The organism is Amycolatopsis aidingensis, from assembly GCF_018885265.1.
In the GTDB taxonomy this organism is placed as follows: domain Bacteria; phylum Actinomycetota; class Actinomycetes; order Mycobacteriales; family Pseudonocardiaceae; genus Amycolatopsis; species Amycolatopsis aidingensis.
Genome location: NZ_CP076538.1, coordinates 5,559,535 through 5,579,095, shown reverse-complemented (window position 1 = coordinate 5,579,095; position 19,561 = coordinate 5,559,535). Strand labels below are relative to the sequence as shown.

At 71.1% G+C, this 19,561-nt stretch carries 22 protein-coding genes; 13 read left to right on the top strand and 9 right to left on the bottom strand.

Going from position 1 to position 19,561, the window contains the following annotated elements:
• Positions 1 to 172: 172 nt before the first annotated feature.
• Positions 173 to 778, top strand: coding sequence for a TetR/AcrR family transcriptional regulator (locus tag KOI47_RS25325; RefSeq protein WP_216208325.1), 606 nt, complete (start codon positions 173 to 175; stop codon positions 776 to 778).
• Between the two features lie 18 nt (positions 779 to 796).
• On the opposite strand, the gene KOI47_RS25320 is transcribed toward KOI47_RS25325, so the two are convergent.
• Together KOI47_RS25320 and KOI47_RS25315 are read right to left on the bottom strand one after the other, a co-directional pair.
• Positions 797 to 1,228 carry a TIGR03667 family PPOX class F420-dependent oxidoreductase gene (locus tag KOI47_RS25320; protein ID WP_216208322.1) on the bottom strand — a complete coding sequence of 144 codons (432 nt, stop codon included), beginning with the start codon at positions 1,226 to 1,228 and terminating at the stop codon, positions 797 to 799.
• Between the two features lie 10 nt (positions 1,229 to 1,238).
• Positions 1,239 to 1,787, bottom strand: coding sequence for an RNA 2'-phosphotransferase (locus KOI47_RS25315; RefSeq protein ID WP_216208319.1), 549 nt, complete (start codon positions 1,785 to 1,787; stop codon positions 1,239 to 1,241).
• 113 nt (positions 1,788 to 1,900) lie between these two features.
• On the opposite strand from KOI47_RS25315, the gene KOI47_RS25310 reads away from it, so the two are divergent.
• Positions 1,901 to 2,047: a hypothetical protein gene (locus KOI47_RS25310; RefSeq protein ID WP_216208316.1), complete on the top strand. Its 147-nt coding sequence runs from the start codon at positions 1,901 to 1,903 to the stop codon at positions 2,045 to 2,047.
• Complete coding sequence (locus tag KOI47_RS25305; RefSeq protein ID WP_216208313.1) at positions 2,025 to 2,258, top strand: DUF2695 domain-containing protein; 234 nt, start codon at positions 2,025 to 2,027, stop codon at positions 2,256 to 2,258. Before KOI47_RS25310 ends, KOI47_RS25305 begins: the two co-directional genes overlap by 23 nt.
• A 1-nt stretch (position 2,259) precedes the next feature.
• On the opposite strand, the gene KOI47_RS25300 is transcribed toward KOI47_RS25305, so the two are convergent.
• The 4 genes from KOI47_RS25300 to soxR all read right to left on the bottom strand — a co-directional run bounded on the left by KOI47_RS25300 (position 2,260) and on the right by soxR (position 7,270).
• Positions 2,260 to 3,621 (bottom strand): condensation domain-containing protein, encoded by a 1,362-nt coding sequence (locus tag KOI47_RS25300; RefSeq protein WP_216208311.1) that lies wholly within the window; start codon positions 3,619 to 3,621, stop codon positions 2,260 to 2,262.
• Complete coding sequence (locus tag KOI47_RS25295) at positions 3,622 to 5,049, bottom strand: condensation domain-containing protein (protein ID WP_216208308.1); 1,428 nt, start codon at positions 5,047 to 5,049, stop codon at positions 3,622 to 3,624.
• A gap of 40 nt (positions 5,050 to 5,089) precedes the next feature.
• Positions 5,090 to 6,526 carry a condensation domain-containing protein gene (locus KOI47_RS25290; RefSeq protein WP_216208306.1) on the bottom strand — a complete coding sequence of 479 codons (1,437 nt, stop codon included), beginning with the start codon at positions 6,524 to 6,526 and terminating at the stop codon, positions 5,090 to 5,092.
• 282 nt (positions 6,527 to 6,808) lie between these two features.
• The gene (gene soxR, locus KOI47_RS25285; protein WP_216208304.1) at positions 6,809 to 7,270 is read right to left on the bottom strand and encodes a redox-sensitive transcriptional activator SoxR; all 462 of its coding nucleotides are present in this window, start codon (positions 7,268 to 7,270) and stop codon (positions 6,809 to 6,811) included.
• 52 nt (positions 7,271 to 7,322) lie between these two features.
• On the opposite strand from soxR, the gene KOI47_RS25280 reads away from it, so the two are divergent.
• From KOI47_RS25280 to priA, 5 genes are all read left to right on the top strand, one after another.
• The gene (locus tag KOI47_RS25280; protein WP_216208301.1) at positions 7,323 to 8,051 is read left to right on the top strand and encodes a thiamine pyrophosphate-dependent enzyme; all 729 of its coding nucleotides are present in this window, start codon (positions 7,323 to 7,325) and stop codon (positions 8,049 to 8,051) included.
• Between the two features lie 4 nt (positions 8,052 to 8,055).
• Positions 8,056 to 8,946, top strand: a complete 891-nt coding sequence (locus tag KOI47_RS25275) for a transketolase family protein (RefSeq protein ID WP_216208298.1) — start codon at positions 8,056 to 8,058, stop codon at positions 8,944 to 8,946.
• A 153-nt stretch (positions 8,947 to 9,099) separates the two neighbouring features.
• On the top strand, positions 9,100 to 10,221 hold the full coding sequence (locus tag KOI47_RS25270) for an MFS transporter (RefSeq protein WP_232376243.1): 1,122 nt from the start codon (positions 9,100 to 9,102) through the stop codon (positions 10,219 to 10,221).
• A gap of 4 nt (positions 10,222 to 10,225) precedes the next feature.
• Complete coding sequence (gene hisH / locus KOI47_RS25265) at positions 10,226 to 10,855, top strand: imidazole glycerol phosphate synthase subunit HisH (RefSeq protein WP_232376242.1); 630 nt, start codon at positions 10,226 to 10,228, stop codon at positions 10,853 to 10,855.
• A gap of 33 nt (positions 10,856 to 10,888) precedes the next feature.
• A complete protein-coding gene (gene priA / locus KOI47_RS25260) occupies positions 10,889 to 11,626 on the top strand; it encodes a bifunctional 1-(5-phosphoribosyl)-5-((5-phosphoribosylamino)methylideneamino)imidazole-4-carboxamide isomerase/phosphoribosylanthranilate isomerase PriA (RefSeq protein ID WP_216208295.1) in 738 nt (245 codons plus the stop codon).
• Positions 11,627 to 11,633: 7 nt separating this feature from the next.
• On the opposite strand, the gene KOI47_RS25255 is transcribed toward priA, so the two are convergent.
• Together KOI47_RS25255 and KOI47_RS25250 are read right to left on the bottom strand one after the other, a co-directional pair.
• Positions 11,634 to 12,017, bottom strand: coding sequence for a PPOX class F420-dependent oxidoreductase (locus tag KOI47_RS25255; protein ID WP_216208292.1), 384 nt, complete (start codon positions 12,015 to 12,017; stop codon positions 11,634 to 11,636).
• A 46-nt stretch (positions 12,018 to 12,063) separates the two neighbouring features.
• Positions 12,064 to 14,361, bottom strand: coding sequence for a M64 family metallopeptidase (locus KOI47_RS25250; protein ID WP_232376241.1), 2,298 nt, complete (start codon positions 14,359 to 14,361; stop codon positions 12,064 to 12,066).
• Positions 14,362 to 14,472: 111 nt separating this feature from the next.
• Between KOI47_RS25250 and KOI47_RS25245 the strand changes: the two genes are divergently transcribed.
• From KOI47_RS25245 to hisI, 4 genes are read left to right on the top strand one after another with little or no spacing between them, the layout of a single operon-like run.
• Entirely contained in the window at positions 14,473 to 15,669 is a 1,197-nt protein-coding gene (locus KOI47_RS25245; RefSeq protein WP_216208289.1) for a TetR/AcrR family transcriptional regulator, read from the top strand.
• A gap of 34 nt (positions 15,670 to 15,703) precedes the next feature.
• A complete protein-coding gene (hisF, locus tag KOI47_RS25240) occupies positions 15,704 to 16,477 on the top strand; it encodes an imidazole glycerol phosphate synthase subunit HisF (protein ID WP_216208286.1) in 774 nt (257 codons plus the stop codon).
• Complete coding sequence (locus KOI47_RS25235; RefSeq protein WP_216208284.1) at positions 16,474 to 16,866, top strand: hypothetical protein; 393 nt, start codon at positions 16,474 to 16,476, stop codon at positions 16,864 to 16,866. The genes hisF and KOI47_RS25235 overlap by 4 nt, the downstream gene beginning before the upstream one ends.
• Positions 16,863 to 17,213, top strand: coding sequence for a phosphoribosyl-AMP cyclohydrolase (hisI, locus tag KOI47_RS25230; protein WP_216208282.1), 351 nt, complete (start codon positions 16,863 to 16,865; stop codon positions 17,211 to 17,213). Before KOI47_RS25235 ends, hisI begins: the two co-directional genes overlap by 4 nt.
• A gap of 4 nt (positions 17,214 to 17,217) precedes the next feature.
• On the opposite strand, the gene KOI47_RS25225 is transcribed toward hisI, so the two are convergent.
• Complete coding sequence (locus KOI47_RS25225) at positions 17,218 to 17,832, bottom strand: TetR/AcrR family transcriptional regulator (RefSeq protein WP_216208279.1); 615 nt, start codon at positions 17,830 to 17,832, stop codon at positions 17,218 to 17,220.
• 103 nt (positions 17,833 to 17,935) lie between these two features.
• Here KOI47_RS25225 and KOI47_RS25220 point away from each other — a divergent pair, with 103 nt between their 5' ends.
• Positions 17,936 to 19,519, top strand: a complete 1,584-nt coding sequence (locus KOI47_RS25220) for an anthranilate synthase component I (protein ID WP_216208276.1) — start codon at positions 17,936 to 17,938, stop codon at positions 19,517 to 19,519.
• Positions 19,520 to 19,561: the final 42 nt, after the last annotated feature.

Below are 19,561 nucleotides of genomic sequence, written 5' to 3'. Positions count from 1 at the left end.
CTGCTGTCGGGTCCCCACCAAGCTAGCCGAACGGCAAGTGAGCGCCAAGCCGATCGGCTAGTATGTGACTAGCCGCACGGCTAGGGCAACGCTAGCCGATCGGCTAGCCGTGTGACTTGTCCTCGATGGCGCCTGGGCGTACTGTCGTCCTGCTGCTGACGAGGAGGTTGGGATGACAGCCGGTACCGCTGGGACCGTCGAAACCGGCGCCGGTGGCACCGAGGACACCCGCAGCCGGTTACTGGCCACCGCACTGCGGTTGTTCACCGAGCACGGCGTGGAGGGCACCTCGCTGCAGATGATCGCCGACGCGCTCGGGGTGACCAAGGCGGCCGTCTACTACCACTTCAAGGCCAAGAGCGAGATCGCCGAGGCCGTGGCCCAGCCTGCCCTGCGCGAGCTGGATGTGATCCTCGACGAGGCCGCGGCCAAGCGGCGCCGCGGGGCGCAGGTCGATCACCTGCTGTCCGGGTTCGTCGATGTGGTGGTGCGGCACCGGCGGCTACTCGCGCTGTTCAGCAGCGATCCGGGTATCGCCCGCGCGGTCGAGGCCTCGCTGCACGGTGAGCAGAACATGGAAAGCAGGCTGCTGGCGATCCTGGTCGGGCCGGAGCCGGACGCAGGGGACGTGGTCACCGCGCATGTCGCACTGGCCGGGATCGGGCTGGCGGGGGGAGCCCCCGCGATGGCCGAGCTGGACGACGACACCCTGCGCCGCCATCTGCTCGAGGTCGGCAGGCGGCTGCTGCGCAGGCCGCGGCCGCCCCGGCTGGACTGACCCGCCGGCGCCGCCGGCTCAGAACCCGCGGACCTTCTCGATCCGGATCCGCACCGGGGCCGAGTAGGTCGCGCTGAACCGCTCCGGGCTACCGGTCACCCGCACCATGCCCTCCCGGTACTTCTCCAGGAAGGCAGGCGTCTCCAGCGCGGACTGCTGGTCCTCGGCGAACTCGGCGGTTCCCTTCAGGATGATGATGTCCTCGCCCTCGCCGTCACTGTCGAAATGCAGGGACACCTGTGGCCGGTTGCGCATGTGGGTCATCCGGTACGCGCTCGGCAGGTTGTAGGTGAGCACGGTGTTCCCACCTTCCCACAAGAACCACACCGGATTCGGTTGCGGCGTCCCGTCCGCGCCGACCGTGACCAGCCAGATCACCGGCTCCGTCCGCAGTCGCCGCCGGACCCGGTCGCCGAAAGGGGCTCCCTCGGCGGGCAGTACGTCTGTCATGTCCGCGAGTCTAGGAGTGTTCCCGCAGGAATTGTGGCGGAACGGAGCCGGTGAGCCAGACCCCGTTGGCGCTGACCCGGAACTCGTGCCCGGCCGTGGCCATGGCCCGCGCGTCCACCTGGAACACGACCGGCCGGCCGCGGCGGGCGCCCACCGTGCGCGCGGTCTCCACCGTGCTGGACAGGTGCACATCGTGTCTGCCCATCGGGCGCAGGCCGGTACGCAGGATCTCCTCCGCCAGCCGGTCGACGGTTCCGTGGTAGAGCAGGTCCGGTGGGTCCGCCACCGGCAGGTCCAGTTCCACCTGGACGCTGTGCCCCTGGTTCGCCCTGATCCTGGTGCCGGTCTCGTCGAAGGCGAACCGCCGTTTGTCGTTGCCGGCCACCACTTCCTCGAGTTCGGCGCGGCTCAGCCGGAGCCCGTGCCTTGCCAGCGCCGCCAGCAGGGTGTCCACCTCGACCCAGCCGCCGGGATCCAGCCGTATTCCGATCTTCCCGGGTGCGTGCCGCAGATGCTTCGACAGCCGCTTCGACACCCGAACGAGTGTTCTTTTCTCCATTTCCCGCCATCTTCGCAGGTTCGCCGCCGGATGCGCACCGGAATTGTCGGCGCCCGTTGGTACGCAGGATCCGAGGGACCGAGTACGGCCCGACCACACCGAGGAGGAACATCATGCGTGCGGACAACAACACCACGGCCACCGCGGTCACCACGGCCGGGGCGTACCCGAAACCGGTCGACGGCGAGCTGCCCCGCCCGCTCGAGGCGGGAATGCCTGCCCTGCTACGTGGGCAGAATGCTGGACGAGTCCGGTTGTGACAACACGCTTCGCTGGGCGAAACGCTGGCGGGACCTGTGCGTACCGGAGGCCGTGACGCTGGAACACGACCTTGAGCGCCAGGGCGGTTACTGCGACTGCGAGATCGGCTACAACATCCACCCGGACCATACGCAGCGTGCGGAGGACGAACCACCGCCCGCCTGTGCCGGGGTGAGCCGCCGTGGCTGCACGGGTCCGTGTGCCCGGTGACTCACCCCGGCGCGGCCAGGATCCGGGTGAGGGCGCCGGTGAAGGCGGTGATCTGCCGTATGGCCACCGGGGTGCCCGGGTAGCGCGAGCGGAGAAAGAGACCCTCATGGGTGCGGGAGACCCAGAACTGAGCGTCGTCGGCCACGGTGACGTTGCTGATGTGCTGGGCGTCCACCTCGGCGTGCCGCTCCGAGCCCTGGAACCGCCGGTAGTCGGTATAGGACACCATGAACACGTCGTCGCCACCGCGTCGGAACCGCGGTCCGAGCGCGGCGAGCACCAGCGGTACCGGAACACGGCCGAGCCGCAGCGCGGCGCGGAATTCCTGGTGTACCAACGGTAGTGCCTCGGAAAATTGTCCACTTCGGACGTCCAGAGCCAACGGCGCTACCGTGGTGAGCCAGCCGACGGCGTGCTCCCAGCGCGGATCGGTGCGGGTGTGCATGGGGGTGAGGAGCCGGACCACCTCGCCCGCACCGAACCGCCTGGCGGCCAGGCCGACAGCGGTCAGCACCCCGGTGAACACGCTGCCGCCGTGGGCGCGGCAGGTCCGTTCGAACTCGGCTGCGCCCTCGGCATCCAGCAGCGGCCGGCAGTCGGCAGCCTGGGCCACCGGCTGCCCAGGCTCCACCCCGAGGTCCAGTGGAAAGGAAGGAGGCGTCTCGCCGCAGGCCGCGAGGAACGCGTCCCAGGCCCGCACCACCTCATGCCCGGGATCGGGTACCGGAGCGGCCTGCTCCGCGGCGCAGAAGTCCAGGAAGCTGCCTGCCTCCGATGGTTCGACCGAGCCGGACCGGTAGAGCTCCTGGAGCTCGTGCACGGCGATGGCCAGCGAGTAACCGTCCACATCGCAGTGATCGAACCCGCAGAACACCGTGCTGCGATCCGGCCGCAGGATCGCGGTCAGCAGATAGGAGGGCCAGGACTGTGACCGGGACAGTGGCCGGCACACCGTGTCCAGCCGGCGCCGCAGGTACGCCCGCAGCTCCTGCCCTGCCGGGAACTCGCCGATGGTCTCCCGGCCGAGGGCCAGGTGTTCGGGTGGTAGCACGAATCGCTCGATCTCACCAGCGCGTTCGCGGAAGCCGCTGCGCAGGGTCTCGTGCCTGCCGAGCCACTGCTCGAAAGCCCGGTGCAGCGCCGCGGGGTCCGCCCGGCCCGGCAGGTCGAAGGACAGCGCCAGCCAGGTACCCGGCCCGCTGCCGCGACGGCGGGCGGTGTCCAGGTGGAACCGCTGGTTGAACGAGGGTGGGACCGGACTGCTCGCCGCGGACGCCGCCGCGGCTAGGGTGGCCGGGGTGGCCGACCACTCGATCAGCTCACCTGGCTCCGGGCGGTAGTGCTCGATCGTGGTGACCCGCATCTAGACCCTGGCTGTGGGCGCGAGCTCGCCGGTCCGGTAGTCCCCGGTGCGCACGATGGCGCGCAGCACCTCGCGCAGGTGCTCCAGGTAACGCGGCACGTTCGCGTGCGCCTGCGGGGTGTCCGGGTAGCTCGCCTTCAGGTAGGTGCGGCGCCACAACCGGTTGACCCAGATCGGCACGTCGTGGCCGTCCCCTGGCCCGCCGAGCACCCGGCAGTCGGCCTGCTCGAAGTCCGGCGAGCCCGGGGCCACCCGGGTGTCGATGTAGGAGACCATCGGCAGCACGGCACGCGGGTCGGCCCCGGTGTTCAGCCCTTCGCTCACCACCTCGGCGACCCGATGCACGGAGACACCGGCCAGCTCCCGTGCGGCGGAGAACGCCCGCTGCGCCTGCCCGATCACCTCGCCGAAGCTGTCGCCGACCGGGAACTGCACCGGGACCAGGTTGATGAACCAGCCCTGGGTAGCCGCCCAGCGGGGCTCGTCCCTGGTGTGCACCACGGCCAGCCCGCGGTAGCCGTCCTGGCCGGCCAGCTCCCGGTTGGTGACGCCGATCGCGGCCAGCAGTCCCGCCGAGAAACCGCCACCGAGCTCCTTGCAGGTCGAGGCGAACACCTCCGCCTCGGCCGCGTCGAAGAGGTCGATCTCGAACGGCACCGCCGGGTAGCTGCCGTTCGTGGCGACACCGAGATCCAACGGGAACCTCGGCGGCTGGCCGCCGCCTGCCAGCCAGAACTCCAGCCACCGGTGCACGGCGGGCGAGTTCGCGGTGATCCGGGCCGCGCGCTCCCGCTCCAGCTGGCAGAAATCGACATAGCTGCCCACTTCCGGCAGCTCGGCCTCGGTGCCGTCCAGCTCGGCCTGGTAGAGCCTGCGCAGCTCGTCGAATACCAGGATGATCGAGTAGCCGTCGGAATGCGAATGGTCCACCGCGAAGTACACAGTGGACGATTCATCGCGCAGGATCGCGCCGAACACGAACGGGGGCCAGCGCAGCGGGTTGGTCCGCTCGTCGAACCGGTCCAGCAGGTGCTCCCGGATCGCAACGGGATCGGTGAACTCGCCGACCTCGGTGGCGTGCAGGGAAAGGCTCTCGGCGGGCACGGCGTGCCGTTGCAGGCCGTCGCCGGCCACCCGGAACCAGGTCAGCAGCGTGGGGTGCCTGCGGATCCACTTCTCGATCGCGGCACCCATCGCGCCGATGTCCAGGCTGCCTGGCAGGTCGAACACCGTGGCCAGCCACGGTGACTGCACCGTGCCGGACTCCTCGTTGGCCAGTGCCCGCCGGATGTGGCGTTCCTGCACGTATGAGGGCGGGGACGGATGCGAAGGGGCGGAGTCGGCCGCGGTCAGGGTCCGCTCGTCCAGGGTCCATTCGACGAGGCGACCGGGTCTCGGCTCGTAGCCGAGTATCGGCGTCATCAGCATGATGGGTGTTCCTTTCGCGTCGCGCGATGTCCGGCGCGCGTTACCAGTGGATGGCGATATCGGCGGAGGGAATGACGGGCAGGCCGGCGATGGCGTAGCTGCCGCGGGCCGCGATCTCGTCGATGACCCTGCGCAGGTGCCCGATATAACGGAGCACGTTGCGGTTTCCCGCATCGGTGTCCGGGTACCGGCAGGTCACGTACACCCCTTCGTGGTTGCGGTGGATCCAGATGTAGACCTCGTCCGCGGCGGTCATCCTGCTGTGGAAGGCGCAGGTGTTCCATTCCCGCCATTCCCGCGCCCCCGGTGTGCGCCGCATGTCCATATAGGACACGACGAATCTCGGTTCCAGCGGAAGGTCGAGTACCTCGCATACCCTGGCGAAGGGAACCTTCGCCATCGGGCGGCGGTCCCTGGCCGCCGCGGCGGCCGAGTGGGTCAGGTTGTGGAAGTTGCCCTCGCCCGCTACCCGCAGGTGCAGCGGGATCAGCCCGATGTACCAGCCGAGCGAGGTCGCCCACTGCGCGTCGCTGCGGGTGTGGAACGGCGCGAGTGCGCGGAAGGACGGCCTGCCGCTGACCTCGTGGCTCGCGATGCCGAGGCAGGCGAGCACCCCGGCGAAGAAGCTCTCGCCGCCCTTGCGGCAGGCGGCCTCGAAGGACTCGGCCTGCCCAGGGTCGAGCAGCCAGGTGCAGGTGCTGCGCTGCGGTACCGGCCCGTCCTGCCTGCCGCCGACCGCGAGCGGGAACGCGGGCAGTTCACCACCCTCGGCCCGGACGAACTCGCGCCAGGCGGCGACGGTCTCGTGCGCGTCGCCGATCCTGCTGGCCTCGTCCCGTTCCAGCCTGCTGAACTCCAGGTAGCTTCCGGTCTCCGCCAGCTCGGCGCGGGAACCGGCCACGGCGGCCGTGTAGAGCTCCCGGATCTCGTGTGCGATCAGCAGTATCGAGTAACCGTCCACATTGGTGTGATCGAGGCCGAGATAGATGGTCGAGGACTCTTCCCGCTCCACGGTCACGAACACGTACGGCGGCCAGTCCAGCGGGCTCGTCGCCTGGTCGAACAGTTCCTCGACGTGCTTGCTGACCTCGGCGGCATGGGTGAACTCGCCGACCACCCTCCGCTCGATCGACACCGCGCCGCTGGCCAGCGTGCGACGGTGCAGCCGGGTGCCGCCGCGCGGGGATGGCAGGCAGCGCAGGCTGCTGCGCAGGGTCTCGTGCCGGTCGGTCCAGGCCAGCAGGGCGGACTCCAGCGCCACGGTGTCCACCCGGCCCGGCAGTTCGAAGGCGGTGGCCAGCCAGGTGGGGGTGTCCCGCCCGCTGTCCCGCTGGGCGCGCGCGTTGCGCAGGTGTGCCTCCTGCAGGTAGGAGGGCGGCCTGGGGTCGTCTGCCCAGGCGGCCTGCTCGGCTCGCGGTCGCCATTCGGTCAACCGTCCCGGCCGGACCTGGTAGTCGGAAATCTCGGTGAATCTCATCCGTTGTCCTCGTTCCACCGAAAGTAGGGAACTGCTGCAATCGAGAACAATTCGGACATCGGTGTCCGTAGGGCCCCGTGCGGACAGGCGGCGGCTATTATTTGCGTTTTGTTTACGTGCAGGGTTTGCGTCCCGGCCGCTGCCGTGGGGTTTCCCCGTAGGGTAGCTGAAGACTATTCAGGTAGTCCGACAAAAAGCAACGGGTCCACGATGTGAACCAGGGCACCGATCAACGTGCGGTGATGTTTCCGGCGTTTTTGTGGAGCGCCGGTGAATGGCGGATTACTGGCCGCCCTCGGCGGCCGGTTTGAGTAATCGGGCGCCGGAGCCGAAACGGGCCATATGGTCCTCGGTGTTGTGCAGCGAGCAGGCGCGCAGGGACAGGCAGCCGCAACCCACGCATCCGGTCAGCCGGTCGCGCAGCCGCTGCAGCGCGTCGATTCTCGCGTCCAGCTCGGCTTGCCAGTTCCTGGACAGCCGGGTCCAGTCGGCCTTGGTCGGCGCGTGGTCGCGCGGCAGCGTCGAAAGGGCCTCGCTGATCTCCTCCAGGCTGAGCCCGACCCGCTGGGCCGCGCGGATGAAGGCGATCCGGCGCAGCACCGAGCGGGGATAGCGGCGCTGGTTGCCGGCGGAACGCTCGGCGAAGATGAGGCCCCGGTCCTCGTAGAAGCGCAGCGCGGTGTGCGGTACGCCACTGCGCTGCGCGACCTGGCCGATGCTGAGGTGGTCGGCAAGCTTCGTCACGGCACCAGCCTACCTTGACTTCAACCTAAGTCGAGGTTGCACCGTGAAGTCCATGACTACTCCGACGACCACTCCGACGACCACTCCGACACCTGCCCCGCGATCGCCGGGCTTCGCCGACCTGCCCGGCCTGATGTCGCAGCTGACCGGTGACGAGAAACACACCGCGGCGGCGACCTCCACATTGGATGTGCTCTGGGTGCTCTACGACCGGGTGCTCAACGTGACCCCGGAGACCGCAGGAGATCCCGCGCGGGACCGTTTCCTGCTGTCCAAGGGCCATGGGCCGATGGCCTACTACGCCGTGCTGGCCGCGAAGGGCTTCATCGACCCGGCCGAGCTCACCGGCTGGACCTCGGCGGAGTCCCGGCTCGGCACGCATCCCGACGGCACCCTGGTGCCCGGGGTGGAGATCGGCAGCGGCTCGCTGGGGCACGGCCTGCCACTGGCCGTCGGCACCGCGCTCGGCCTGCGGGTCCAGCGGTTGACCGGCTCGCGGGTGGTGGTGCTGCTCGGCGACGCCGAACTGGACGAGGGCTCCAACCACGAGGCGATCGCGCTGGCCGGCCGTGCCGCGCTGGAGCGGCTGACCGCCGTGGTGATCGACAACGACTCCGCGACGCACGGCTGGCCCGGCGGGATCGGACGGCGGTTCGCCGTGGAGGGCTGGGAGACCCGCACCGTGGACGGCCGCGACCACGAGGCGCTGTACCGGGCGTTCACCGCGGCACACCCACCGCGACCACTGGCCGTGGTGGCCACCGTCGAACCGAGGGATTGAGGCCATGCAGACCATGCGCGAGACCTTCCTGTCCACCATCGGCGCGCAGCTGGACGCCGACCCCCGGCTGGCCGTGGTGCTGGCCGACATCTCGGCGGCCCAGCTCGAGCACGCCGCCCACCGGCACCCGGACCGGGTGATCAACGTCGGCATCCGGGAGCAGCTGCTGATCGGCGTCACCGGCGGGCTGTCACTGTCCGGAATGCGGCCGGTGGCGCACACCTTCCCGTCCTTCCTGGTGGAACGCCCTTACGAGCAGATCAAGCTGGACCTGACCCATCAGGGCGCCGGCGCCGTGCTGGTGTCCTCCGGCGCCTCCTACGACATGTCCACCGAAGGCCGTACCCATCAGTCGCCGGCCGACGTCGCGCTGCTCGACACGGTTCCCGGGTGGACCGTGCACGTGCCTGGGCATCCGGAGGAGGCACGCAGGCTGCTGCTGGCGGCGCTGCCCGGTACCGGCACCGTGTACCTGCGGCTGTCCGCGGCGGTGAACGCCGAACCCCACCACGGCACCGGATTCCAGGTGATCCGCCGGGGTGGTGCCGGCGTGGTACTCGCGGTCGGCCCGATGCTGGACCGGGTGCTCGCGGCGACCGCGGGCCTGGACGTCACCGTGCTGTACGCGGCGACCATCCGCCCCTTCGACGCGGCCGGGCTGCGCGCCGCCGTCGGCTCCGGCCCCGCCGATGTGGTGCTGGTGGAGCCCTACCTCGCGGGCACCTCCGCCCACCTCGTCACCGAGGCACTGGCCGCCACCCCGCACCGCCTGCGCTCCCTCGGCGTGCGCCGGGACCGTGAGGTCCGGCTGTACGGCACCATGTCCGATCACGACCGGGCCCACGGCCTGGACGAGGCTTCCCTCGCGGGCACCATCCGCGCCTTCCTCAGCTGACCACCGACCAGATCGTGTTTGCCGCCCACGCGCGCGTGTTTGCCCGCCACGCGCACGAGTTTGCCGTTCCCGTACCCGAGTTTGCTCCCCGCGTACACCCGAGTTTGCCGCCCACGTCCACGAGCGGCAGGCCGGGCGCGCTAGAAAGGACAGGTGTCCCCGCTTCGTCACCGTGACTTCCGGCTGCTGCTGATCGCCACGGTGGCGATGATGAGCGGCTTCTCACTGCTGTTGCCGGTCCTGCCACTGTGGGTGATCGCGGGCGGCGGCAGCGAGGCCGTTGCCGGCGCGACCACCGGGGTGTTCATGGCGAGCACGGTGCTCGCCCAGCTCACGGTGCCGACCGCGGTTCGCCTGTACGGCTACAAACCCGCGCTGCTGCTGGGCACGGGACTGCTCGGCGTGCCCGCGCTGCTGCTGCCGGTGACCGAATCCGCTTTGGCGGTGCTGGCCATCTCCCTGGCCCGCGGCGTGGGCTTCGGCCTGGTGACCGTCTGCGGCAGCGCGCTGATCGCCGAACTGCTGCCGAAGGACGCCCTCGCCGGTGGCTCCGGTCTCTACGGCCTCGCCACCGGGCTGCCGCAGCTGGTCTGTCTCCCCGCGGGCGCGTGGCTGGCGCAGGACTGGGGGTTCCGGCCGGTCTTCCTGATCGCCGCCGGGCTCCCGGTCGCCAGCATGATCGGGGTCGCGCTGCTGCCGAGGGTCTTCCCCCGCGACGGCGAGCGCACCCGATGGCTGTCCACAGTGGCGCTGACCTGGCGGCCGTGGGTGGTGATGCTGCTCGGCTCGGTGGGCTACGGCGCGCTGGCCACCTTCCTGCCCGTGGTGCTCGGTGGCTCCGGCGCGATCGCCCTGCTGCTGGTGGCCGGTACCGCGATGGTGGGCCGATGGCTCGCCGGGCTGGTGGGCAGCAGGATGACGGCCGCGGGCCGGATGCTGCCACCGGCGCTGGTGACCGTGGCGGTTGGCCTGCTCGGCTTCGCCGCCGCCACCGCGAACGCGCCGCTGGCGATCCTCGCGGTGGCCGTGTTCGGCGCGGGGTTCGGCGTGGTGCAGAACGACTCCCTCGTGGTGATGTTCCACCGGTCCCCGGCCGGGGCGGCCAGCATGGTGTGGAACGTCGCCTTCGACGCGGGCCAGGGCCTCGGCGCGGTCGCCGTCGGCGCCGTGGTCGCCGGGACCAGCTTCGGCGTCGCCTTCGCCATCCTCGGTGCCCTCGCCGTGGCCGCCCTGCCCCTGCTCCGCAGGCCCCGGCGGGCGAGTGGCCTAGGCTGAGGGGGTGACTTCCGTCGTGATCCTGGACTACGGCTCCGGAAACCTGCGTTCCGCCGAGCGCGCCGTGCGGCGTGCCGGTGCCGAGGTCGAGGTGACGGCGGACCCGCATGCGGCACTGAGGGCGGACGGCCTGGTGGTGCCAGGGGTGGGCGCCTTCGCCGCCTGCATGAAAGGGCTGCTCGAGGTCGGCGGCGAGAAGATCATCGGCAAGCGGCTGGCCGGTGGCCGCCCGGTGCTCGGTATCTGCGTCGGCATGCAGATCCTGTTCGAGCGCGGGGTGGAACACGGCGTCCAGACCGAGGGCACCGGCGAGTGGCCGGGCACGGTGGACCGGTTGCACGCCGAGGTGCTGCCGCATATGGGCTGGAACACCGTGCGTGCCCCGGCGGACACCGAGCTGTTCGCCGGGTTGGAGGCAGGCGCCCGGTTCTACTTCGTGCACTCCTACGCCGCACGCAGCTGGGAGCTGGACTCCGGGCTGCCCGGCCGCCAGCCGAAGGTCACCTGGGCGCACCACGGCGAGGACTTCGTCGCTGCGGTGGAGAACGGGCCGCTGTGGGCCACCCAGTTCCACCCGGAGAAGTCCGGGGACGAGGGTGCCCAGGTGCTGGCGAACTGGCTGCGCACCCTGTGAGCAGCCCGGCGGGGCGGCTCCTATAGTGGCCCCGTGACGTTCACCCTCCTTCCAGCCGTCGACGTGGCCGACGGCCAGGCCGTCCGCCTCGTCCAGGGCGAGGCCGGCACCGAGACCACCTACGGCGCGCCGCTGGAGGCCGCGCTCGCCTGGCAGCGGGACGGCGCGGAGTGGGTCCATCTGGTCGACCTGGACGCCGCCTTCGGCCGCGGCAGCAACCGCGAGCTGCTGGCCGAGGTGGTCGGCAAGCTGGACGTGCAGGTCGAGCTGTCCGGCGGTATCCGGGACGACGACTCGCTGGCCGCCGCGCTGGCCACCGGCGCCCGCAGGGTGAACCTGGGTACCGCGGCGCTGGAGGACCCGGAGTGGAGCGCCAAGGTCGTGGCCACGCATGGCGACCGGGTGGCGATCGGGCTGGACGTGCGGATCACCGAGGCGGGCCACCGGCTCGCCGCCCGCGGCTGGACCAGGGACGGCGGGGACCTGTGGGAGGTGCTGGACCGGCTGGATGCCGACGGGGCACAGCGGTACGTGGTGACCGATGTGAGCAAGGACGGCACCCTGGGTGGCCCGAACCTGGACCTGCTGCGCGAGGTCACCGCACGCACCGACGCCGCCGTGATCGCCTCCGGCGGGGTATCCAGTGTGGACGATCTGCGCGCGCTGGCCACCCTTGCTAGGGACGGGGTGGAGGGTGCCATCGTGGGCAAAGCCCTCTACGCGGGCGCCTTCACCCTGCCCGAGGCCCTCGCCGCGGTCGCTGAGGCCTGAGCGCGGGTCACTCCGCCAGTGCCACGGCGATGCCGATCGTGCGGTCCTTGCCGCGCAGCTCGCTGAAGAACATGCTCACGTGCCCCACCAGGCCGTACTTGCGCTTGATGGTGTCCCGCGCCCGCTGGCTGCCCTCCTCGTCCAGCAGCCGCGCGGTGCCGGGCACGGTCTTGCCGTGCGTGCGCTTGCCCCGCGCGTCGCAGGCGGTCACCTCCACCCTGCCGCTGTTACGGATGCGCTTGACCTTGCCTGCCTTGCGCGCGCTCCACACCACCAGTTCGTCCCCGTCCCTCGCGGCCCACACCGGGGTGGGTACCGCGGCCCCGTTCTTCCGGAACGTCGTGAGCACCAGGTACTTTTCGGCAGCCAGCCGATCGAGTTCTGCTCCCATCGGACCATCGTAGATCGAACGACCTGCGCAGGGTGGGCCCGCGGACTCAGCCCAGGCCGGTGCACTGGCCGGTGGCCGGGCCGGAAAGGGTGTTGGGCGCCCGCAGGGTGTCCGGGGCGGGGTCGTTGCCCGCACAGTGCAGCGGGCCCACGACGGTGCTGCCCGCCAGCACCGGCTCCCGGTTGCCGGTCAGCGCCACCGGGCCGAACAGCCTGCTGCCGATCACGGTGACGTCCCCGGTGCCTTCGCTCAGCCGGACCGGGCCGCGCACCGCGGTGCGCAGCAGTTGCACGCTGCCCGCGCCGGAGGCCCGCATCGGGCCGGTGATCGTGGCGTCGGTGGCGACCAGGGAAGCTCCCGGACCGACCGTGACCGGGCCGGCCACCCGCGCCCCGTCCAGGCAGGTCACCCCGGAGGACACCCGCAGCGGCCCGGCGTGCCTTCCGGTGATGGTGGCGGTGCAGGCCGGTGGCTCGGGCAGCAGGGTGACCACGAACTCGCCCGGCTCGCCCCGGTTGCCTGCCGGGTCGATCGCCCGGTACTCGATGGTGTGCCTGCCGTAGCCGGGCGGTACCTCGTCCCATGGCACCAGTCGCGGCGTGCCGAGCTTGCCGTACACCAGGTCGTCGATCACCGTGCCCTCGGCGGTGAACCGGAACGGCGCGTCCGGGTCGGTGGGCCAGCCGAAGTAGTTGTACCAACCGTCGCCGTCGGTGCGGAACTCGCGCACCACGTGCCCCTCGGTGTCGTCGCGGGCAGTGAGCTCCATGGTGAACGGGCCGTTGAAGATGTACTCCGCCGGCTTGCCCGGCTTGCGCACGGTCAGCACCGGTTCGGAAAGCCGGTATCCCGCCGCCGGATCGGTGGCGTCGACAGTCCATATGCGACTATCCGAACCGTCCGGTCCGGATACCCTGGCGGTGACCGTGTGCGCACCGGGATCCAGGGACAGCCCGGCCAGATCGAGGCCGAGGTCGTTGCCGGGGTTGGGCACCGGCCGCCCGTCCAGGGTCCACTCGACGTGCAGGCGCCGGGTGGGCGGATGGGTGGTGTCCACATGCACCACCTCCCGCGCGCCCACCGGTTCACCGGTGGGGGTGGATCCGGTGAACGCCGCCGGGGTCGGCTCCGGCGGCGTGCGCAGTGCGGTGTCCACGGTCCAGCTGCGGCTGCGGGTCAGCGCGGGCGAGGACCGGATCGCCGGGTCGCGCACGAACCCGGTCGGATCGACCACGGTCGCGGTCAGGGTGTGCCTGCCAGGGGCGAGGTCCAGCTCGGCGAGGTCAAGGCTGCGCGCGTTGCCGGTGGGCAGCGCGGTGCCGTCCAGGGTCCAGGTGACGTCCAGTTCGTGCCCGGCCGGATGCAGGGTCTCCACCCAGACCACCCGGTCGGCACCGATCGGCTCGGCCGCGGGCGTGGCGTCGGCGAGGATGTTCACCTTCGCCGAGATCCGCTGGGTCATCCGCTCCCTTGACACCTGGTCGAAGTAGTAGCCCAGCGACTTCATCATCGAGTGCCTGCTCGGCCGCCACACGCCCCGGCTGCTGTAGAGACCGCCTTCGTAGGCGCCGATGACCCCGCCGGACTCGCTCGGCTCGCCGAGCCAGCGCCACCACTTGGCCCGCCGCGCACGCATCTGCTCCGCGGTGAGCAGGGTGTGGTGCACCGAGCCCGGCTCGCCGCCGGAGTAGGTCCCGCCGCGCACGCCACGCTGGTAGTAGTCGTACTCGTCCTGCAGCCCGCCAAGCGAGTGGCCCAGCTCGTGCGGGGTGATCAGGGAGGACAGCGCGTTGCCTCCGGAGGCCGTCGCGAAGGCCCCGCCCGCGCCGCCGTAGGTGTCGCTGTTGCCGATGGCCAGTAGCTGCCGGTTGGCCTCCGTGGTGCCCTCGACCAGGTCCGCGTACCGGGTAGCCGCCGCGTGGTCCACGGTGAGCAGGCGCTGCACGCTGGCCGGGTTGCAGCCGTCCCAGAAACCCATGTTCAGCGGGGTGTCCCTGCGCGGCGCGTCCAGCCCGGGATCACAGTCCACGCCGGACTCGGCCGAGCCGATCTCCACCGCGTACACGTTGAGGTAGTTGCGGTAGGAGGTGAACGGCTCGATCGTCCACAGCACGTTCAGGTGCTGGTTCACATGCTCGCGGAACTCCGGCAACTCGGCCGCGGTGTAGCCGTCCCCGAGGATCACCAGGTTGAACCGCTTGGCCGGGTCACCGGTGACCTGGATCGGCACCACCCGTGCCTGCCGGGGCCCGGCCTGCGCCGCCGGGGCGCTCAGGGTCGAGGCCAGCATGGTGAGTACACCGGCCACACCGATCATCGCCGCGGTCAGCCGCCGTCCCCACATGCCGGGCACGCTAGAAGATCAACCGGGCCACCGGAACGGCCGAACGTCGTATCCTGCCGTGCCCCGAAGGTGTGCTTGAGGCCCGATCGGCGGCGGCTGGACAATACGGAGGTGGACGCTCGCCCGATCGTGTCGCAGCCGGATACGGCCGATCGGCCCAAGCGACCCCGCGACCGCAAGGAGCAGATCCTGCGGGTGGCCGGGACGTTGTTCCTGCACAACGGCTACCACGCCACCTCGCTCGGCGATGTCGCGGCCGAGGTCGGGGTCAGTTCCACCGCCATCTACCGGCATTTCCGCAGCAAGCAGGACCTGCTGGCGCGGGTGCTGTTCGAGGGGCTGGACCTGGTCGAGACCCGGCTGCGGACGCTTTCCGGGCAGCAGCGGACGCTGGACGGGCTGGTGCGCACGCTGACCGCGCTCGCGCTGGACCGCCGCGGCGTGCCCGCCCTGTGGCAGCGGGAGGTGCGCAACCTCAGCGGCGCCGACCGCGCGGACGTGCTGCGCAGGCTGACCAGGATCGTCGCCGCGGTGGCCGCGCTGGCCAGGATGACGCGGCCGGAACTGCGCCGCGAGGACGCCGAGTTCCTCGGCTGGTGCGCGCTCTCGGTGCTGGGCAGCCCCTCGCACCACTCGGTGCGGCTGCCGCGGGCCGAGCTCGAGGCACTGCTGGTCACCTCGATCACCGCCGCGCTGGCGACCTCCCCATGGCCGCCGGAGCCCTGGCCACCCGCCGCCACCGCGCCCGAGCAGGTGGACGGCGGCCGGCGGGAGCGGGTGATCGCGGTGGCCACCCGGCTGTTCCACCAGCGCGGTTACCCGGCGGTGGGGATCGAGGAGATCGGCCTCGCGGCGGGTATCACCGGCCCGAGCGTGTACCACCATTTCGGCGGCAAGGCCGAGATCCTCGCCGCGGTGCTGGAGCGGGGAGCGGAGTGGACCCGGCACTACACCGCGCGCTCACTGGCCGAGGGCGGCACCGCGGCCGAATGCCTCGAGCTGTTGCTGCGTTACTACGTGGCGGTCACCCTGCGGCACCCTGACCTGATCGGCACCCTGGTCAGCGAGAGCGTCCACCTCCCGCCGGAGGAGGCCGGCAGGTTCCGCCGGATCCAGCGCGCCGGCATCGAGGAGTGGGTACGGCTGCTGCGCGAGGTCCGCGCGCTGGACGCGGGCCAGGCGCGGGTGGTGGTCCAGGCCGTGATCATGATCGTGAACGACGTGACCCGCCGCGCACCGCTGCGCGCCCGCCCCGGCGTGGCAACCGACCTGGTGGCGGTGGGCCGCGCGGTGCTGTTCGCCGGGTGACGCCCTCCGCCCGCCGCCCCGTACGCTGACGGGCATGTCCGTCGCGGTGAGAGTGATTCCGTGCCTGGATGTCGACGCGGGCCGGGTGGTGAAGGGCGTCAACTTCACCGGCCTGCGGGACGCGGGCGATCCGGTGGAGCTGGCGCGCGCCTATGACGCCGAGGGTGCCGATGAGCTGACCTTCCTGGACGTCACGGCCTCCTCCGGGGACCGGGAGACCACCTACGAGGTGGTCCGCCGCACGGCGGAGCAGGTGTTCATCCCGCTGACCGTGGGTGGCGGGGTGCGCAGCGCCGAGGACGTGAACCGGCTGCTGCGGGCCGGGGCGGACAAGGCGAGCATCAACACCGCCGCGATCGCCAGGCCGGAGCTGCTGCGGGAGGCATCCCAGCGGTTCGGCGCACAGTGCGTCGTGCTCTCGGTGGACGCTCGCCGGGTGCCCGAGGGCGGGCAGCCGACCGCGTCCGGGTTCGAGGTGACCACGCACGGCGGGCGCAGGGGCACCGGCATCGACGCGATCGAGTGGGCCGCCCGTGGCGAGGAGCTCGGGGTCGGCGAGATCCTGTTGAACTCGATGGACGCCGACGGCACCAAGGCCGGGTTCGACCTGGAGCTGATCCGGCTGGTGCGGGCCGCGGTGCGGGTTCCGGTGATCGCCAGCGGCGGCGCGGGCGCGGTGCAGCACTTCCTGCCCGCGGTGCGCGCCGGGGCGGACGCCGTGCTGGCCGCCAGCGTGTTCCACTTCGGTGAGCTGAAGATCGGCGAGGTCAAGTCGGCGCTGCGGGCGGGGGGTGTCGAGGTCCGATGAAGCTCAGCGCGCGCGGCAGGCAGGCGCCCACCGAGGTGAAGGTGACCATGGCGCTGCTGGTCGGCGTTCCGGTGGTGTACACGCTGCTGGTGCTGTTCATGATGGTCTCGGCCGATGCCACCGGGCGGGGGCTGATGATCCCGCTGACCAGCCTGCTGTTCGGCGGGATCGTGGCCGCGGGCATCGGCAGGGGCAGCCCTTTCTTCCGGATCGCCGGGTACGTGGTGGTGGTCGTGTTCGCCATAGTGCACGTGTTCGCCCTGCTGGTGGCCGCGATGCTGTGGGTGAAGCTGTTCTCGATCCTGGCGGCAGGCGGGTACATCTACTCCGGGGTGCTGCTGAACTCCCTGCCGATGCGGCGCTACGTGCTGGGGGAGGACCGGGCATGAGCCTCGACCCCGCCGTGGCGGAGCGGCTCAAGCGCACCCCGGACGGGCTGGTCTGCGCCGTGGTCGTCGAGCACGCAACCGCCGAGGTGCTGATGGTGGCGTGGATGGACGACGAGGCGCTGGAACGCACCCTCACCACCCGGCAGGCCACCTACTACTCACGCAGCAGGCAGCGCCTGTGGGTGAAGGGGGAGACCTCGGGACACACCCAGCACGTGCGCGAGGTCCGCATCGACTGCGACGGCGACACCCTGCTGGTGCGCGTGGACCAGACCGGGCCCGCCTGCCACACCGGCGCCCGCACCTGCTTCGACACCGCCGACCGCCTCCTGCTCACCCAGGACTGACCGGTCAGCTGATGGAACCGGTGAGGTAGCGCTGCAGGGTGGGGGCCACGGCGGTGACCATGGTCTCGATGTCGGTCGAGGCCAGCGGCTCGAACCGGGCCACGTAGCGGATCATGCCCATGCCGATGATCTGGGACGCGCACAGCGTCGCCCGGAACTGGGCGTCCTCGCCACCGACCTTGTCGGCGAGCCGGTTGAACAGGTGGTTGAGGAAGAACTCGCGCAGCACCTGGGCCACCTGCTCGTGCCCGGCGACACTGCGCACCAGCGCCGCGAACATCCCGCCGCCGCTCTCGTCCCAGCGGGTCAGGAAGGTCCGCACGATCCGCTCGCTCAGCTCCTCCACCGGGCCGCTCAGCAGGCTGTCCAGCAGCTCGGCCGGGTTGAACGGCAGTTCCAGCACCGCCTGCGCGAACAGGCCCTCCTTGCTGCCGAACCAGTGGTTCACCATCGCCGCGTCCACCCCGGCCTTGGTGGCGATCCCGCGCACGGTCGCGCCCTCGTAGCCGGACTCGGCGAAGACCGCGCGGGCGGCCTCCAGCAGGGCGGCGCGGGTGTCCTGGCCTGCCGGCCGCCTGCCCCGGCGCTTGGCAGGTGTGGTTTCACTGGCGGAGCTCATGTCCCTATGATGACCTCTGCCGGGCAATAATTCAACGTCACATGAATTGAGCGGATGGCGGCCGCCCAGGCCCCGCGGCGGGCCGAGCGGCACAATGAACGCCATGGTCGATTCCCCATCCGCCGGCACCGCGGCCGGTGTGCTCCGCAAGGCCGGGCTCGGCGCGGTCAGCCCGAGCAGGAGCGAGTTCCGCCTGCTGGCCGAGGGGCGCAGGGTGATCCCCGTGGTGCGGCGGCTGCTCGCCGACGCCGACACCCCGCTCTCGCTCTACCGCAGGCTGGCAGGCGACCGTCCGGGCACCTTCCTGCTCGAGTCTGCCGAGAACGGCAAGTCCTGGTCGCGCTGGTCCTTCATCGGGGTGCACAGCCCGGCGGCGCTGACCGTACGGGACGGCAGGGCGGTGTGGACCGGCACCCCGGTGGCCGGATTGCCAACCGAGGGCGATCCGCTCTCCGTGCTGCGGGAGACCATCGAGCTGCTGCACACCGAGCCGCTGCCGGGCATGCCCCCGCTCACCGGCGGCATGGTCGGCTACATCGGCTACGACGCCGTGCGCTGGGTGGAGCGGCTGCCCGAGCTGGCCGAGCGGGACATCGACATCCCCGAGCTGACCATGCTGCTGGCCACCGACCTGGCCGCCTTCGACCACCACGAGGGCACCGTCACGCTGATCGCGAACGCGGTGAACTGGGACGACTCCCCGGAGCGGGTGGACGCGGCCTACGACGACGCCGTGCGCAGGCTGGACCGGATGACCGGGCAGCTCGCCGAGCCGGCCCCGGCCAGTAACGCGGTGTTCGACCGCCCGGCGCCGGAGTTCACCCGCAGGCGCAGCGAGGCGGAGTTCCACGCGGCCGTGCACAAGGCGGTGGAAGCCATCCACGCCGGTGAAGCGTTCCAGATCGTGCCCTCGCAACGGTTCGAGATGCGCACCGGGGCCGACCCGCTGGACGTCTACCGGGTGCTGCGCACCTCCAACCCGAGTCCGTACATGTACCTGCTGCGGATGGACGGCTTCGACATCGTCGGCTCCAGCCCGGAGTCGCTGGTCACCGTTCGGGACGGGAAGGCGAGCACGCACCCGATCGCGGGCACGCGCTGGCGTGGCGCCGACCCGGACGAGGACGCCCAGCTGGCCAAGGGGCTGCTCGCCGACGACAAGGAGCGTTCCGAGCATCTGATGCTGGTCGACCTCGGCCGCAACGACCTCGGCAAGGTCTGCGAGCCGGGCAGCGTGCACGTGGTGGACTTCTTCCAGATCGAGCGCTACAGCCATGTGATGCACATCGTGTCCACGGTCACCGGCGAGCTGGCCGATGGCAGGACCGCCTTCGACGCGGTGCTCGCCTGCTTCCCCGCGGGAACCCTTTCTGGGGCGCCCAAGGTGCGGGCCATGGAGCTGATCGAGGAACTCGAACCCACCCGCCGCGCGCTCTACGGTGGCGTGGTGGGGTATCTCGACTTCGCGGGCGACGCGGACACCGCGATCGCCATCCGCACCGCGCTGATGCGCGAGGGGACCGCCTACGTGCAGGCCGGTGGCGGGGTCGTCGCCGACTCCGATGCCGCCTACGAGGACACCGAGTCCCTGAACAAGGCGCGCACGGTGCTGTCCGCCGTGGCCGCGGCCGCGACGATGGCGCCTGCTGCGGCACTGGAACCGGATACGGACACGGCCGGTGTCTGATCCGGCACGTTCCGCCGCGACGACCGCCGGAAAACGTCTACT